Origin of the sequence: Psychrobacter sp. Sarcosine-02u-2, assembly GCF_002836335.1 — a bacterium.
In the GTDB taxonomy this organism is placed as follows: domain Bacteria; phylum Pseudomonadota; class Gammaproteobacteria; order Pseudomonadales; family Moraxellaceae; genus Psychrobacter; species Psychrobacter faecalis.
In genome coordinates, this window is the sequence record NZ_PJBX01000111.1 from 1 (window position 1) to 16,444 (window position 16,444).

The following is a 16,444-nucleotide window of genomic DNA, read 5'->3' on the forward strand; positions in this document are numbered from 1 at the left end:
ATAAATCAGCTTGCTGTATCGTCCGCTCCTAGCAGACGTTGCAGCAAGTTTTTTTATGGATATTAAAAAAGTCGCTATAAATCCAATTTCTAATCGTGAGTAATTTTATTTTATTTATCATTTCCCCATCGAGCGGCATTTTGCTAAGATAAGGCGTTAATTTTATGTCCATCGCTCAGTCGTCAAGGCTTTCAGCAAAAATCTGTTCTGACGCTTAAATTTAAAGCGCTTATGTTAGATTAACTTGAGATTTAGCCTGTGATAGCAGCGATAGATACATTTGGTTTTATGATGCGGTGTAACAATCTATGACAGTAAAGCATGTGAAAAAACAGCTGGTACAGCTGGTAGTGGGCGTTAGTGTTTCTATGAGTGCAATGATGGCTGGCGCAGCCATTCAGCCTCCTGAAATGGACAATACCGCCTATGTATTAATGGACTATAACACGGGTGAGATACTGGCGCAGAAAAACGCCAATCAACCATTGCCGCCAGCATCTTTGACAAAGATGATGACCAGCTACATGATTGAACAGCGCTTAGCATCAGGTGATCTTAAAGAAGACGAGCAAGTACTGATGAGCGCTAATGCTTGGTGCCGCGGTAGTAGCAGTGAGTCGTGCATGTATGTACCAGTCAATAAAAGCGCCAGCGTGATCGATATGCTACGCGGTATCATCATTCAATCAGGTAACGATGCTTCAAAAGCGATGGCCGAACACATCGCTGGTAGCGAAGCTTCGTTTGCGATTTTGATGAATGAAGAAGCCGAAAAAATCGGCATGAAGAATACCCATTTTGTCAATGCCACAGGTATGCCCGATGAAGGTCATGAAGCATCAGCTTTAGACCTAGCAAAACTTTCGCGTGCTATTATCAAAAACAGTGGCGACTATTATGGTCTTTATTCGGAAAAAGAGTTTACCTATAACGGTATCACGCAGGGTAACCGTAACGCCCTACTTGCGACCGACCCAACGGTTGATGGCCTAAAAACAGGTCATACTGACGCCGCAGGCTATTGCTTAGCAGCGTCAAGTAAGCGTGACGATATGCGCCTTATCTCTGTCATTATGGGCACAAAAAGTCAGCAAGCGCGCGCCGATCAGTCACGTGAGTTGCTAAACTGGGGCTTTGGCCACTTTACCACCGTCACTAAAGCGCCCGCTGGTCAGTTTGTCAGCAAAGTACCAGTATGGTTTGGCGAAGCAAAAGAAGTAGAGCTAGCGACTGGTGACAGTTTGCAGATTTTGACCAGCAAAACCCAAAAGAATAAAATCACCACCGTGGTCGATATTCCTGAAAGCTTAGAAGCCCCTATCAAAAAAGGTCAAGAAATTGGCAAAATGATGGCGGTAATTGATGGTAAAGCAGTTGCCTCAGTTCCTGTCGTTGCTACGAGCAATATTGAACAATCAGGCTTTATGAGCCGTATTTGGCAACGTTTTACACGCTGGGCTCAAAACTTGTTTTAAAGAATTGTTTTAAGTACTTGTCTTGAATCTTTAGCTTAACAATTTGTTTTAAAAGCCATTTGATATTAGATAACAGTGATTAGCGAGTTTAATATAAAAAAGACGCCTTTGATGGGTGTCTTTTTTATTGGTCTTTTTTTAACTGTAGCTTCATGAATACCGTCATATTTAAGAGCAAGCAAGCCAGCTTTTTAGCAAATTACTCAGCGCTTTGTCTTCATAGCTCGCTACCTGACAGTAATCTACCCCAGCAGCTTTTAATCCGTGCTCAAAACTATCTAAATGTAGCGCTTGCTGCTGCGAATACCAATACACCAACAAAGCACGATGACTAGTCTCAGAAGCACGAATACGTCTTGCTAAGGCTTCAGCGCTACTTGGTAATACGTCTTCAGCAAACATTACCATATCGAAATTTTTATCGTTTATATCATCAATGACCAGCTGTTCATGTTGATAGTAGGTAACACGCGCCCCTAGTCGCTGTAATTCCTCTAGCAAAGCGCCGCTATCTTGATAGTAATAATACATAACGTCAAGCCCAGACAGCAAATACTGCTGGCGCGATTGGCGCTGATTAGACAGCTGCATAGTAACAATAAACTCTGTCCCAACCCCTAGTGTACTACTCACCTCGACACTAGCACCCATCAGCTGCGCCATTTGCTTGACGACTGGCAAGCCAATACCTGTGCCTTCATACTGACGGGTCTGCGATGAATCTACCTGAAAGAACGGATTGAAAATATCTTCTATAAAGCTGCTATCGATACCGATACCGCTATCTTTTATCCTTATCTGCCAGCGGTTGCTGTGGTTGAAATGGGTCAGCTGCGAAGTAACGCTTACTTGCCCTGCTGTGGTAAACTTAATAGCGTTACTCAGTAGGATCGACAGTATCTGCTGGATCTTTTCGGCGTCGCCTTCGAGGCTATAATCAATATGATGAATATGACTGCTTAAATCCAAACCTTTCTGCTTGGCAATAGGTTCATATTCGGCCAATAGGTCTGAAATTAATTGTAGCGGATTAAACTCACTGATTTGTAGGCTGATTTGCCCTTTTTGGATTTGATTCAGTTGTATAATTTGATTGAGCGCCAATACCAATTTATCACTGCCATTGTGAATAATCTCAACTGCGTCTTTTTGCTCAGCGTTTAGCTGTTCACCTTCTAATAACTGTAAACCGCCAACGATGGCATTCAATGAAGTTTTTAGCTCATGGGTTATCATACTTTGAAAATTATGCAGCTGCACGTCAAGCGATAAATCTTTTTGATGTAACTGCTGCTCAAACACCGCCAGCGCTGCATAGTCTTGTTTCGACGCTTGCAGGCGATTAAACAAAGTAATAAAAGCCTGCTTAATCTGCACCAATTCTTCAAATTTAAAGCGCTGCGGAATTGCCGGTAGCTGCTCAAGCTCAGGGTTTTTTAGCACAATATCGCAAACTTCGGTCAGTGCGTCGATATCTTTTGATGGCCAGTTTAGTTTGCGCAAAATAAATAGCGCCCAGATAATCGCCAACGACGTTGTCATTAACCACAGCCATAAATTGCTTTGTACCCAATCTGTCCGCAGTGCCGCCACATTTAAAGTAATATTGATATAGCCAACCAATGCAGTATCAGACGACATTTCGCTCACTGAGTCGCTTATAGGGTCGCTCTCTGAGTTTGAGTTAGTATTGATGGTGGTCAAAGTCGTAAAATCTTTCTGCTCGCCGTTTAGCGTATCACTACCGATAGAAAGTGTGCTATTGCCATCCACATAGTCGCCGACGACCGGATAATTAAAGCTGACCGCATTGGCAAATAAAGCATTTTTCCAATCGTCTTTTGACAGATTGCTATCAGCAATGGGCTGCGAGGTGGTATAAAACAAAATACTTTCGATATTTTGCTCATTTTCTAACAAAAAACGCACTTGATCAGCGACTACCTCATCGCCATCTACGCTCGCCGCGCTAAGCGTCAGAAGGTTCGCCAACTGCTGAGTATGCCGACGTTCTTCCTTATAATGCTGCACCAAGGCATAAACAAAAGACAATAAAAAACCTGCCAATACAGCCAAAATCATGGTCTGCATGATAGATTGCCAAATGAGCATGGGTAAGGTTTTTGGGGAGCGGTTGTTCATATGACTCAACTGAGTGAAGACAACTTGTGATTATAATATAGATATATTATAGAGAGGATAAGGATAATGCGACATTTTAATGTAACTTAACACAGTTTTAAATTAAAAAATGCCATGACGACTGACATAGTCATCATGACATTTTATATTACAGAAAAAGCTAAGAATCGAAAAACAGCAAAGTTAAAATAAAATGTTCTTTATTTGCTATAAAAAATAAAAACACTCACTATCTGGCAAAATTAACGCTTTTTATCTTTATTGGTAAATCTAGGCTTATCTTTGGTGGTAAATTTTTGCGCGCGATTGCGTTCACGTTGGCGTAATTGCTGCGCTTTTGCTTTGGTTGGCGTATCACTTTTATTGGCGTACGGGTTTTCATTTTGCTTAAAGATAACATTCAGCGGTGTGCCTTCAAGCTTAAAGACTTGACGGAATTGGTTTTCAAGATAGCGTTGATAGCTTTTTGGCAGCGCAGACGTTTGATTACCATGAATCACGATCACCGGCGGATTATGACCACCAATATGCGCAAAACGTAGTTTAATACGGCGACCAGCAACCGTTGGCGGCGGATTGGCCGTGACCGCATCTTGTAAAATCTGCGTCAAGCGGTTGGTTGATACCTCAAACATCGACGACTGATAAGCGCGCAAGATAGATGGGTATAAATTACCTACGCCAGTGCCGTGTAGCGCAGAGATAAGATGTACTTTGACATATGGGATAAAGTTAAAGCGGCGATCCATTTCAAGCTTGATATAGTCTTTTTGATCTTGCGTCAGACCGTCCCATTTATTAATGGCCACTACCAATGCACGCCCTGCATCAAGCGCATAACCAATCATATTTAAGTCTTGGTCGACAATACCTTCGTGCGCATCAATCACAATGATGGTTACGTTAGAATCTTCAATCGCTTGCAAGGTTTTAATGACTGAGAACTTCTCTACCTTTTCATCGATTTTACCGCGGCGACGTACACCAGCCGTATCAATCAAAACGTAATCTTTGCCATCGCGTTTATACGGGATGTAAATACTATCGCGCGTCGTACCGGGCATATCAAACACCACCACACGGTCTTCACCCAATAAACGGTTGACCAGCGTTGATTTACCAACGTTTGGACGACCGATAATCGCAAGCTTTAACCCTCTTGGCTCGACGACATTTTCTTGCGTTGGCATGTTAGCGGTCAACGCTTCTAGCAAGTTACCAACACCGCGCCCATGACTGGCTGCCATTGGATACGGCTCACCTAAACCTAACGCATAAAACTCTGCCGGCGCAGCTTCATGGACTCCGTCAACTTTATTGGCGACGACATAAACAGGCTTGCCAAGGGTATGCAAAAACTTGCCAATTTCAGCATCAGCGCCAATCATACCGGCACGCGCATCAACGACAAAAACGATAATATCGGCTTCATGAATGGCGGTATGCGACTGCTCAGACATATAGTCATCAATGTTGCCGCTGCCATCGTCAGCTTCGCCAATACCGCCGGTATCGACTACGATAAAGGATTTGTCTTCATAAGTCGCATCACCGTATTGACGGTCACGAGTCAGCCCTGATAAATCAGCAACCAATGCCTGCCGACTTTTAGTGAACTGGTTAAATAAGGTAGATTTACCGACGTTTGGACGGCCAATTAAGGCGACCACAGGCTTGATACTCATGGGTTACTCTCAGTGAATGACACAGTGATGTGTACAATGGCGGACGCTGCGTTTACGCTTATATTAAGAAGAATAACGCTACTCGACCGCAAATTTAAATAAATGATAAAGATAAAATGATGATAAATAATAGTGAGCTCTTTGTGTTAAGCAGTTGCTACAAATGATGGTTAATATATCGCTTAAAGTATAGATAATTCAGACATATAAGCATCATGACCAATCAATCGTCATGGCTTATACAATTAACACCTAGCACTTATCGGTCGCATAGAGTACGCGAAAGCCACTATTTAAACAAGCAATTTACACAAGGCACGAAACGCTGACAAAGCAGCGTTTTTCTTGAACCTAATACCAGTATGCTTATTTAACGCTTTATTTGACAACTAGTTTTAATGCATTGCTTTAGAACATAGACGTTTAAATAAGCCTTCTCTTATAACAAACCTAGCGTGCTAATTGCCAAATCGCTACTTGTCCTGCCGTACTTTGGGTCATTAACAGACTGCCTTGTACTTGCAAGTTGGTCAAAGCACCTTTGGTCTGCACGCGGCTAACGATTTTACCGCTTGCAGGGTCAAATAAATGTACCACGCCATCAAAGTCGCCAACCGCAATATAATTGCCAATCATTACAGGATTGGTGAGGTGACGATAAGCCAACTCTTCGCTTTCCCACAACATTTCGCCATTACTGCGGTTATAAGCGACCACTTTACCGTCTAAACTAGTGGCAATAACTTGCTGATTATTGACCGCAAGTGACTTTAAGCTGGCAAGTTCATTGACGAACATGACTTGACGCGAAGCTAGATCAATACCGAGCAGCTGACCACTATAACTGATAGCAAATAACTGATTATTATCAACAATCGGCATACCATCGACATCGCTCATGCGCTCAACTTCGCTACTACCCGCTCCGACGCCAACGCGGCGTGACCACTGCGGTAAGCCATTATCAATAGTAATAGCATGCAAGCGACCGTCAGCCGTTGCTAGGAGTGCAGTTTTATCATCTAACAGTGTCGGCGCTGCTGTACCGCGTACACTAATAGGAGGTACTTGGGTGGCAAACTGCCAAACAGACTGACCGTTTTGTAGCGACAGACCATGCAAGAAACCATCATTGGCCGATAAAATTACTCGGTTATTGCTGATTAACGCTGGCGTCAAAACCGTACCGGTTAATTGCTGCTGCCAGCGCTTGGCACCAGTGGCACTATCAAATGCCATCACCGAACCGCTGCGTGTACTCACAATAGCCGTCTGACTAAGGGCGTCTAATGCCACGCCGCCGGTAATTTGATCGCCTACATTGACTGACCATAGGCGCTGACCCTTACTATCAAAGCCAGTCAAATCACCACCGCGCGAGGCCGTCACAATTTGCGAGTTGGCATAGCCTACTTGCAAGCTAAGAGGATCTTTACTACTGGCTTTTTTGCTGCCAACATCGGTACTAAAAACCGGCTGCAGCACGCTAATTGGCTGCGCAATTTGTACCAACTTTACAGGCTCATTGACGACTGGTTTGATACCTCGATTACACCCAACGACTGCCGTTGCCATCACTGCGATGACGGCGACATGCATGGCCGTCGTTTTGATTGTCTTAACGTTTATCGTTTTGTTTGAGCGAATAGCTTGAGTCATTATAGGTTCTCACTACCAATAAAGTAATCATGAATAAATTAGTTAGCAGTAAATAAATGGCACACAATAATAAGTATAATAAATAAGCACTTATGATTGATGCTACCTCTTTAACTCACTGCGCTACTTAGTTTTAAAAGGGTTTGTACAACGTTTTATCGTGTTGCAATTTTTCTTTATTAGCACATTAGCGCTTTTGCTATTTTTTTAATATTTGGTTTTGGTATCTTTTTAAAAATAGCTTATTCGCTAATATTTACTGAATTTTCACCTTTGGCTACGTCTGGCTGGGCAGGCATAGCAGGTTCTTGGATAAGTCCTGCTTGCGGCGCAATAGGTTCAGGCACGATACCGAGACTTTCCATCTTTAATGCCAATACTGCACGTGTCTCTTGACGGCTACGTAACAATTCCCAAGCATTATTGTAAGATTTAATCGCCGCGTCTTTATTATTTTGCGCCAAATAAATATCACCAAATAGCTCTTGCTGGCTTGCCTCAAACGAGCTTGGCATATCGTTATTAGCTTCAGTTAAAGCAGCATCGGCATCGCCCGCTGCCAATAGTGTTTTGGCATAGCGCAGACGGGTAATCGCTTGTAGACCCGCATCACCCAAATCGATTGCCAGTGCTTTTTTAAAGGTCTCACCTGCACCTTTAAAATCATCGCTGTCCACTTGCTGACGCGCTTTAATCATTAGCGCTTGCCACGCATAGACAGAATTACCATGGGTGCTCACTAGAGCATCAATATCTTTATCTAGCTTTTTACGGCTCTCTGCTAGTGACGCTTGTGCCTCTGCTTCTAAGTCTGGGTTTTGTGATGCGAGGCTAACTTCTTCATTTAAACGTTGAATATCGGCGTAATGGTCGGCGGCCACCGTATCGACGCGCGCATGGTTGTTTTGCCAATATGTCCAGCCAAAATAGGCTGCTAACGCCAATAAAATCGCAGTGACAATATAGCTGCCATATTGCTTTAACGCTTGCATTGAATTGTCTGCATTTGGCGAATTGGGTGTCAGAGCCATATATTTTTACCTGATAAAATTGATATGAAATGTTTAATGCTAAAACCACAATCGCTTATTAACGAACGAAGTTGTCTTTAGTTGACAACCAGTCTTGCGCGACTGTTTTTTGCTCACCCGTCTGCATGTCTTTGATACTAATGGTATTATCATCGAGTTCCTGCTGAGCGATAATCACTGTCAACGCCGCGCCCGATTTATCCGCCTTTTTCATTTGCGCTTTTAAGCTGGTTGCGCTCGCCATTTTTACGCGTAAGTCAGGACGGCTATAACGCAGCGCTTGCGCATAGCTGATACCCGCACTATAAACTTCTGGATGGGCAACCACAAAAATATCGCAAGCGGGCAACTCTGCTATCGGTGATACAGCGTCGATAAGCAGTAATAAGCGCTCAAGTCCCATCGCAAAACCAACGGCTGGCTCAGATTTTACTGCTTTATCATCAGAGGTGCCGATAGATTTTAACTGACCAACCAAACCATCGTAACGGCCACCGGCACAAACGGTCGCTTGGCTACCAAGCTTATCAGTAACCCACTCAAATACGGTTTTATTATAGTAATCAAGTCCACGTACTAAATGCGGATTAATCTCAAACTCAATCCCAAGTGCGGTCAGATACGCTTGCACTTGTTCAAAATGCGCTTTACTTTCGGCACCCAAAAACTCAGCAAGCTTTGGCGCCTCTGCCAATAGCGCTTGGGTACTCGCCTCTTTACTGTCTAAAATACGTAATGGATTGGTCGTCAAGCGGCGTTTACTGTCTTCATCTAGCTGCTCTTGTTTGTCAGTTAGATATGCAACCAATGCTTCACGGTAAGCATGACGCTCATCAAGCTCACCCAAGCTATTAAGCTCTAAGCGCATCTCATCTTTTAGACAAAGCTCTTGCCACATCAAATGCGTCATAGCAATCAGCTCGGCATCAGCATCTGGTAACGCACTACCAAAACTTTCGACACCCAATTGATGGAACTGGCGGTAGCGACCTTTTTGTGGACGCTCATAGCGAAACATCGGACCTATATACCAGAGTTTCGGCGTATCACCGCGCAATAAATTGTGCTCAATTACCGCGCGTACTGCCCCTGCCGTGCCTTCTGGGCGCAATGCCAATGGCGTTGGCGGCTCAGACTTATCGGTAAAGCTATACATCTCTTTTTCGACGATATCGGTTGCGCCGCCGATAGCACGCGCAAACAAATCGGTTTGCTCAACAATAGGCAGGCGAATATGCTCATAACCGTATCTGCCCAATACATCTGCCAACATCGACTCTAAGTGCAGCCATTTTGCAGACTGCTCAGGCAAAATATCATTAAACCCTTTGATTGCTTTAATCATAGTACGGTCGCATCCTTAAATTTTTAACAAGCTATCTCTAATACTTTTTATTAATAATCGCGCTTTATTTTAATCAGAAAATACATCAGGGTGACGACTTATTTTACGCGAATGATTTCATTCTCACGTTTTTTCGCCAAATCTTCGGCATGCGCACGTACCATGCCTTCGATTTCGTCAACTAAATTATTGGTATCAATCAAATGGCTTTTTTCGCCCATACGGTAGACCAGTGATTTTGGTGCCGCGCCAACAATACCAATATCCGCTTCTTTTGCTTCACCGGGACCATTTACCTTACAGCCAATCACCGACAAATTCATCGGCTCACGGATATCTTCTAAGCGTGACTCTAAAGCGGTCATTACTTTAATCACATCAAACTCTTGGCGTGAGCAGCTTGGGCAAGCGATAAAATTAACACCATTTGAGCGGATATTGAGCGACTTTAAAATATCAAAGCCGATTTTAATTTCTTCTTCTGGCTCTGCTGCTAAGGAGATACGAATGGTATCGCCGATGCCGTCTAATAACAGCCCGCCTAAGGCAATGGCAGATTTCACTGCGCCGGTACGATACACGCCTGCTTCGGTGACGCCTAAATGCAGCGGATTATCAATCTGCGCAGAAATCAGACGATAAGCATCTAAAGTCAAAAATACGTTACTGGCTTTTACCGATACTTTGTATTGATCAAAGTTTAAACGCTCTAATATATCGATATGGCGCATGGCTGATTCAAGCATCGCCTCACCCGTTGGCTCGGTATATTTACGCTGAATGTCTTTTTCCAATGAGCCGGCATTAACGCCAATACGAATCGGAATATTATAATCTTTGGCGCAAGCGACCACTTCGCGGACTTTGGCGTCGCTACCGATATTACCCGGGTTAATCCGCAGACAATCGGCGCCCGCTGCTGCAACCGCTAGGGCGATTTTATGATCGAAATGTACGTCTGCGATAAGGGGTACACTAACCCGCTTACGAATCTCGGCAAAGGCGTTGACGGTGTCCATTGTCGGTGTCGACACGCGCATCAAATCCGCACCCGCTTCAACGCAGCGCTCGATTTGGGCAACGGTCGCTTCTACATCACAAGTATCGGTATTGGTCATGCTTTGCACACTAATCGGTGCATCGCCGCCGATTGCGACATCACCAACATGTATTTTTTTGGTAAGACGACGATTAATAGGCGCTGACGTTGACATAGACAAACCCTTTCATTGGAACAAATTGGAACGAATTAAAACTAAAATCTGGAAACCAACATTACTTTTTAACGCTAACAGCTTGTTAGGAACAATCGTTTTGTTAAGTTTAATAGCTATTAAGCATTAAGGCGCAAGCTCAAAGCTGGCCTGCGTACCTGTGGCATAACTGTCTAACGCCACCGCTTCTTCATTAAGCATTAAGCTGACATTTTTAACATTATCAATCTGTACGTTAAAAGGCGGTGTACCTGATAATTTATAATCGCCAGCAGTTTGCGAGCCATTCATCAGATTACTACCCGAGGCATCGGTAATTACCACAACAGCGGCATCGGTCAGCTTAACGTCGAGCGTAGCGGCTGCCGTACTTTCACCGCCCAAATTCAGCGCCGAGCCCGACGCACCAACGCCATTACTATCAACATCAATCGCTGCGCCTTGCGCTTGCTCTAGTGCTGAGATATCTTCGCTGGTCGTTACTGGCTGCTCATTATTGTCTTTACTGGCGTTAGACACCATGCGAAATAAGAAAATCGCTAAAATAATAACGCCAATCACGGCGATGATTAATAAGGGATTAAAACGAATGCGGTTGTGAGTATCGCGCTGCAAAGTACCCATCGGGCGTAGTGGCGACTCAATATTCTGAGGGGCGCGCACCTTTAGCTCATTAGGGTAAGCGGCATCAAAGCTGCTCGCTACTTTTATAGGATCTAAACCCAAAAACTTGGCGTAGTTAATCGCAAAACCCCGCGCAAACGCCGCTTGTGGTAAATCCGCAAAATTCTCATTTTCGAGCGCTTGTAAATGACGTTTTAAAATAAATAATTCGGCAGCGGCTTCTTCTAAACTGACTTGTTTGGTTTTGCGGGCTTGCTGCAACATTGCACCAAATGATCCCTGAGCGTTAGATTGAGTGTTTGATGATGGGGTGGTCATTTCCATGGTGCCTCTGGATTATTAAGCCAAATCTTAAGTTGTTTTGCTTCATCGCTTAGTGGGTAAGCGGATAAAAGCTGCTGAGCCAATTGCTGGCGCGTCGCTATGTTATTTTGTGCCGCGGCAAGTTTGATACCCTGTAATAGCAGACGCGGGCTAATACTCTGCCCTTGTACCAGTAGCAAGGTTTCATCATAAAGCCTTTGAGCCTGCTGTACACGCTGCTGCTCGAGTAGCAAATCAACCAGTTCAATATGCGCAATCACACTGTTGCGGTTGCCATCTAATGCACGCAAAAATGCTTTGGCAGCAGCTGGATGATCATTGAGCTGAAGATAGGTGCGCCCTAAATTCTCTAACGCCCCAATCCGGCCTTCATAGCCAAGCGCCGCCCCTGCAATCTCAAACTGCTCCGCCGCCTCTTTATAGCGCTTCATTTGCGACAAATAAACGCCGTAATTATTGTGCGCTTGATCAAAATCTTTATCTAGCATAATGGCTTTTTTAAAGTATTGATCGGCTTTTGCAAGATTAAGGCGACTGCCCTCTTGCTGCAACAAAATGCCCATCATATCATAGGCAGGCGCATAACGGCTATCGGCAGCAAAGGCTTTTTCAAGTTGGCGCTGGGCGGTATCGAGCTCATTTTTGCGGATATATTGTGCAGCAAGTGACGTGCGAACGCGAGCAATTTCTTGCTGATCTAAATTGCGATTGTCGCTCGGTCGCGTCGACGTTTGATAAGGTGCATTACCAATCAAGTCTGTGGTCGTCGTACTTTGACAACCGCTTAACAACAAAGCACTTAACGCACTGGCTAACAAAATAACGTTTGCGCCGCGCGTTTGGGCAATGCTAACAGCTGATTGCTGCGCCGATTGAGAAAGTAAGGTTTGATATTTGAACTGACAAAGAGTTTTTAAAGTCATCATAGCCGCCATCATAAAACTGTGGGTCAATGCGTTCGATCATCGAGGCATCAGTTTAATGGATTTAGCACCCATAAGTACAATTTAGTTGATATTAATAGTGCTGCTCTTTATTATTGATGTCCGTAACTACATTTTATTACCGTTGTGAGATAAAAACGACAGATAAGCAATTCAATTCATTGTCTTACCTACTCACTTGTCAATCAGCAAATATTTAATCCTAACTTCCTAACTTTGGACAATAAAAACGGCATTAAATAGTTTCCCGATCTTTAATACTTTGCTGCCACGCTGCTGAACGACGCGTTCTATCCGCCACTTGTCCAACCAATTGACCACAAGCGGCATCGATATCATCACCGCGCGTTTGGCGAATGGTACACACAAAACCCGCTTGGCTTAAAATATCGCTAAAGGCATGAATGCGGTTATTGCTCGATTTATCATACGGCGCATGCGGGAACGGGTTAAACGGAATCAGGTTAATCTTACTTGGCAAATCTTTTAATAATGCCACCAGCTGATGGGCGTGCTCATTGCTATCATTGACGCCATCAAGCATGACATATTCAATCGTGACATGCTTTTTATGACGCGGATTGACATCATATACATAGTTTTTTGCCGCGGCAATCAGTTCATCTAACGGATATTTTTTATTAATCGGCACCAGCTCATTACGTAGCTCATCGTTTGGTGCATGCAAGGATATCGCCAATGCCACATCAATATCTTGCGCCAATTGGTACATTTTTGGCACCACGCCTGAAGTCGATAGCGTCACACGGCGTTTTGATAAACCGTAAGCATGATCGCTTAGCATCAGCTCCATCGAGCCAACCACGGGTTTGTAATTTAATAAAGGCTCACCCATGCCCATCATCACGACGTTGGTGACGTTATTTTCCCATAAACTATGGTCAACGTTTTCCAAACTGTCATTGTCATCGCTCATATAAGAGGCGTTCGCCACCCATAACTGCCCAATAATTTCAGCAGGCGTTAAATCACGCTCGAAACCCTGCTTACCAGTACTGCAGAAACTACAGTCTAGCGCGCAGCCAACTTGCGAGGATATACATAAGGTTTTGCGACCGTTCAGCTTGCTATCATCTGCCGGAATCAATACCGTCTCAACCAATGAACCACCCGTGACTTCAAAGACCCACTTACGCGTGCCATCATCGCTATATTGACGATGAATGACCTTTGGCGGCATGACACAAGCATGGGCGGATAATTTATCACGCAAGGATTTGCTCAAATTGGTCATTTGCTCAAAATCGGTCACCCCATGCTGATAAATCCATTTAATCACTTGCGTTGCACGAAACGGCTTTTCGCCGATGCTCTTAAAATAATCCGCCAGTTGTGCTTGCGTCATGCCCAATAAGTTGGTTTTCGCTTGTGCTTCATCGACAAGCTTGATGCTATTGGCAGGCTTTTTAGCAGTCTGTGCTGGGATATGTTGGATAGGAGTTTCGAGAGTGGACATAATAGGTAACCTTTTTGCAGCCACTAAAATAAGCGCTGCAATTATTGAGATGGGCGTTGCCAGTTAATCATACATCTGATGTATGAGGGCATAAGCAATCCGTTATGAGCGCATTTTTATCCGCTTCTTTTATCAAAATATCTATAAACACATAAATTTTATAAAAACATCATGACAATATGCTGATAAGGGATTGATAATGCTCGTAAAACTAATAATGAGGCAGATCTTTAAGAATTTCAATATAGAATCAAACTATTATAGCTAAAACGGCTTATACCAAAAGATATAAGCCGTCTTGCTACACTAATTATCGATAACCAGCATCAAAGCGATTATCAATAACTGCTGCTATTAACGCGTACGTGCACAAACTTCATCTTCATTGAAGAAATAGCTGATTTCACGGGCTGCTGATTCCGCTGAATCTGAACCATGAACGGCGTTTTCATCGATGCTGCTAGCGAAGTCAGCACGGATAGTGCCTTCAGCAGCGTCTTTTGGGTTAGTTGCGCCCATGATTTCACGGTGCTTAGCGATTGCGTTTTCGCCTTCTAGCACTGATACCAATACTGGACCTGACATCATGAAAGATTTTAGGTCGTTGTAAAATGGACGCTCAGCGTGCTCAGCGTAAAAACCGCCTGCTTTTTCATCATCAAGTTGTAGCATTTTAGCGGCAACAATTTTTAGACCCGCTTTTTCAAAACGGTCGTAGATAGCGCCGATGTGGTTACCAGCTACTGCGTCAGGTTTGATGATAGATAAAGTACGTTCGTTAGCCATGAAAAGCTCCTATTAAGAGTGGGTTGGATAAGAAATAAATTGTTATGTCTTTGGTCACTGTGTTGGTATCGGCTAAATTAAGCCATTTTTATTTGCCAATGCGGCAACCTGAGTGCCAACACAGGATTGCTGCCTATTATAATGGTTGACGATATAAATGATAGGGTTAATTTAGGAAAGTCACTTGCATAAAGCCAGAATTTAACGCTCATTTAGCAAATATTTATAATTTATTTCTACTAAAAAACCCCAATGCTCAGCATTAGGGTTTTATTATTCAATCAAAGCCAGCTAATATTTAAGCATCATACGGATCGCGCAATACAATCGTTTCTTCACGGTCAGGACCGGTTGAGATGATATCAACTGGGCAACCAATCAACTCTTCAATACGTTTGATGTAAATCTTGGCGTTTTCTGGTAGGTCATCATAGCTTGTGATACCAACGGTTGATTCACTCCAGCCTTGTAGGGTTTCGTACTTAGGCGTGACTGACTCATAGAATTCAGCATCATGTGCGCCTGCACACTCCGTCTCAGGTAAGTTATAACCGACACCGATTAGCAGTTCTTCTAGACCGTCTAATACGTCAAGCTTGGTTAGACAGATACCTGACATAGAGTTTAGTACCACGGCACGGCGTAATGATTCAGCATCAAACCAACCACAGCGACGCGCGCGGCCGGTGGTTGCACCAAACTCATGACCGACTTTGGCCAAATGAGCACCAACATCATCAAACAATTCAGTTGGGAATGGACCACTACCAACACGCGTAGTATAGGCTTTAGTGATACCCAATACATAGTCTAAATACAAGGGACCGATACCCGTACCAGTCGATACACCGCCCGCAGTGACACTAGAGCTGGTCACAAACGGGTAAGTACCATGGTCGATATCAAGCAAGGTACCTTGCGCACCTTCAAACATTAGGTTTTTGCCAGCAAGACGTAATTGGTTTAGGTCTTCTGTTACATCAGTAACCATACCTTTAATCTCTTCTTTCCACTCTTGGCAAAGCTTAAACGTCTCATCAAAATCAATGGCATCAACTTTATAGTACTGAGTCAGTTGGAAATTATGATATTCAATTAAATTACGTAGTTTTTCTTCTAAGTCATCACGGAACAAGTCAGCAAGTTTAATTGCACGGCGCGCAACTTTATCCTCATAAGCTGGACCAATACCGCGACCTGTGGTACCGATTTTGCCCGTGCCGCGCTTAGCTTCGCGTGCTTGGTCAAGCGCCACGTGATAAGGCATAATCAATGGACAGTTTGGTGAAATACGTAGGCGCTCACGGACTGGCACATTCTTTTCTTCTAGAGCTTTCATCTCTTTTAATAGAGCGTCAGGTGCTAGCACCACGCCGTTACCGATGAAGCACGTTACGCCTTCACGCAAGATACCTGAAGGAATCAGATGTAGGATGGTGGTTTTGCCATCGACAACTAAGGTGTGACCGGCATTATGCCCGCCTTGGAAACGTGCAACGGCTGAGGCTTTTTCGGTCAGTAAATCAACGATTTTACCTTTACCTTCATCGCCCCATTGGCTACCCAAAACTACGACATTCTTACCCATGATTAATCCTTACCTTTATGTATTGAGGTGTGTGCAGCAATAATTTTAAAACAACCTAGCAAAACTTAATTAGCACTAAGAAATGATATGTTATTCACTGTCTGTTTTTCAAAATTTAATAAATAAGCTTCAATAAATGAGCCTTATGCA

General features: G+C 43.7%; 12 protein-coding genes. 1 reads left to right on the forward strand and 11 read right to left on the reverse strand.

The annotated features are described in order from the left end of the window. Nucleotides 1–308 precede the first annotated feature (308 nt). On the forward strand, nt 309–1,475 hold the full coding sequence (locus CXF58_RS01700) for a D-alanyl-D-alanine carboxypeptidase family protein (protein ID WP_068408643.1): 1,167 nt from the start codon (nt 309–311) through the stop codon (nt 1,473–1,475). A gap of 168 nt (nt 1,476–1,643) precedes the next feature. Here the strand turns inward: CXF58_RS01700 and CXF58_RS01705 are convergent, their stop codons facing one another. From CXF58_RS01705 to CXF58_RS01755, 11 genes are all read right to left on the reverse strand, one after another. Then, complete coding sequence (locus CXF58_RS01705; RefSeq protein ID WP_102076368.1) at nt 1,644–3,617, reverse strand: sensor histidine kinase; 1,974 nt, start codon at nt 3,615–3,617, stop codon at nt 1,644–1,646. Between the two features lie 242 nt (nt 3,618–3,859). Then, nucleotides 3,860–5,302, reverse strand: coding sequence for a ribosome biogenesis GTPase Der (gene der, locus CXF58_RS01710; RefSeq protein ID WP_102076369.1), 1,443 nt, complete (start codon nt 5,300–5,302; stop codon nt 3,860–3,862). A gap of 450 nt (nt 5,303–5,752) precedes the next feature. Then, nucleotides 5,753–6,961, reverse strand: coding sequence for an outer membrane protein assembly factor BamB (gene bamB / locus CXF58_RS01715; RefSeq protein WP_102076370.1), 1,209 nt, complete (start codon nt 6,959–6,961; stop codon nt 5,753–5,755). 242 nt (nt 6,962–7,203) lie between these two features. Beyond that, nucleotides 7,204–7,992, reverse strand: a complete 789-nt coding sequence (locus tag CXF58_RS01720) for a YfgM family protein (RefSeq protein WP_228706504.1) — start codon at nt 7,990–7,992, stop codon at nt 7,204–7,206. Between the two features lie 58 nt (nt 7,993–8,050). Then, nucleotides 8,051–9,337 (reverse strand): histidine--tRNA ligase, encoded by a 1,287-nt coding sequence (gene hisS, locus CXF58_RS01725; protein ID WP_102076371.1) that lies wholly within the window; start codon nt 9,335–9,337, stop codon nt 8,051–8,053. A 98-nt stretch (nt 9,338–9,435) separates the two neighbouring features. Beyond that, a complete protein-coding gene (ispG, locus tag CXF58_RS01730; protein ID WP_102076372.1) occupies nt 9,436–10,551 on the reverse strand; it encodes a flavodoxin-dependent (E)-4-hydroxy-3-methylbut-2-enyl-diphosphate synthase in 1,116 nt (371 codons plus the stop codon). A gap of 126 nt (nt 10,552–10,677) precedes the next feature. After that, a complete protein-coding gene (locus CXF58_RS01735; RefSeq protein WP_102076373.1) occupies nt 10,678–11,493 on the reverse strand; it encodes a helix-turn-helix domain-containing protein in 816 nt (271 codons plus the stop codon). Next, nucleotides 11,490–12,425, reverse strand: coding sequence for a type IV pilus biogenesis/stability protein PilW (pilW, locus tag CXF58_RS01740; protein WP_228706505.1), 936 nt, complete (start codon nt 12,423–12,425; stop codon nt 11,490–11,492). The genes CXF58_RS01735 and pilW overlap by 4 nt, the downstream gene beginning before the upstream one ends. Before the next feature lie 253 nt (nt 12,426–12,678). Continuing rightward, nucleotides 12,679–13,920, reverse strand: a complete 1,242-nt coding sequence (gene rlmN / locus CXF58_RS01745) for a dual-specificity RNA methyltransferase RlmN (RefSeq protein WP_180952501.1) — start codon at nt 13,918–13,920, stop codon at nt 12,679–12,681. Between the two features lie 354 nt (nt 13,921–14,274). Further along, nucleotides 14,275–14,706: a nucleoside-diphosphate kinase gene (gene ndk / locus CXF58_RS01750; protein WP_102076375.1), complete on the reverse strand. Its 432-nt coding sequence runs from the start codon at nt 14,704–14,706 to the stop codon at nt 14,275–14,277. Nucleotides 14,707–15,004: 298 nt separating this feature from the next. Further along, nucleotides 15,005–16,294, reverse strand: a complete 1,290-nt coding sequence (locus tag CXF58_RS01755) for an adenylosuccinate synthase (RefSeq protein WP_102076376.1) — start codon at nt 16,292–16,294, stop codon at nt 15,005–15,007. Nucleotides 16,295–16,444 lie beyond the last annotated feature (150 nt).

Excerpts from the sequence above, each read along its gene's own strand:
- CXF58_RS01705 (WP_102076368.1), bottom strand. The coding sequence starts at position 3,617 with ATGAACAACCGCTCCCCAAAAACCTTACCCATGCTCATTTGGCAATCT.
- CXF58_RS01720 (WP_228706504.1), bottom strand. The coding sequence starts at position 7,992 with ATGGCTCTGACACCCAATTCGCCAAATGCAGACAATTCAATGCAAGCG.
- ispG (WP_102076372.1), bottom strand. The coding sequence starts at position 10,551 with ATGTCAACGTCAGCGCCTATTAATCGTCGTCTTACCAAAAAAATACAT.
- pilW (WP_228706505.1), bottom strand. The coding sequence starts at position 12,425 with ATGATGACTTTAAAAACTCTTTGTCAGTTCAAATATCAAACCTTACTT.
- bamB (WP_102076370.1), bottom strand. The coding sequence starts at position 6,961 with ATGACTCAAGCTATTCGCTCAAACAAAACGATAAACGTTAAGACAATC.
- CXF58_RS01735 (WP_102076373.1), bottom strand. The coding sequence starts at position 11,493 with ATGACCACCCCATCATCAAACACTCAATCTAACGCTCAGGGATCATTT.
- CXF58_RS01755 (WP_102076376.1), bottom strand. The coding sequence starts at position 16,294 with ATGGGTAAGAATGTCGTAGTTTTGGGTAGCCAATGGGGCGATGAAGGT.
- ndk (WP_102076375.1), bottom strand. The coding sequence starts at position 14,706 with ATGGCTAACGAACGTACTTTATCTATCATCAAACCTGACGCAGTAGCT.
- rlmN (WP_180952501.1), bottom strand. The coding sequence starts at position 13,920 with ATGTCCACTCTCGAAACTCCTATCCAACATATCCCAGCACAGACTGCT.
- hisS (WP_102076371.1), bottom strand. The coding sequence starts at position 9,337 with ATGATTAAAGCAATCAAAGGGTTTAATGATATTTTGCCTGAGCAGTCT.
- der (WP_102076369.1), bottom strand. The coding sequence starts at position 5,302 with ATGAGTATCAAGCCTGTGGTCGCCTTAATTGGCCGTCCAAACGTCGGT.
- CXF58_RS01700 (WP_068408643.1), top strand. The coding sequence starts at position 309 with ATGACAGTAAAGCATGTGAAAAAACAGCTGGTACAGCTGGTAGTGGGC.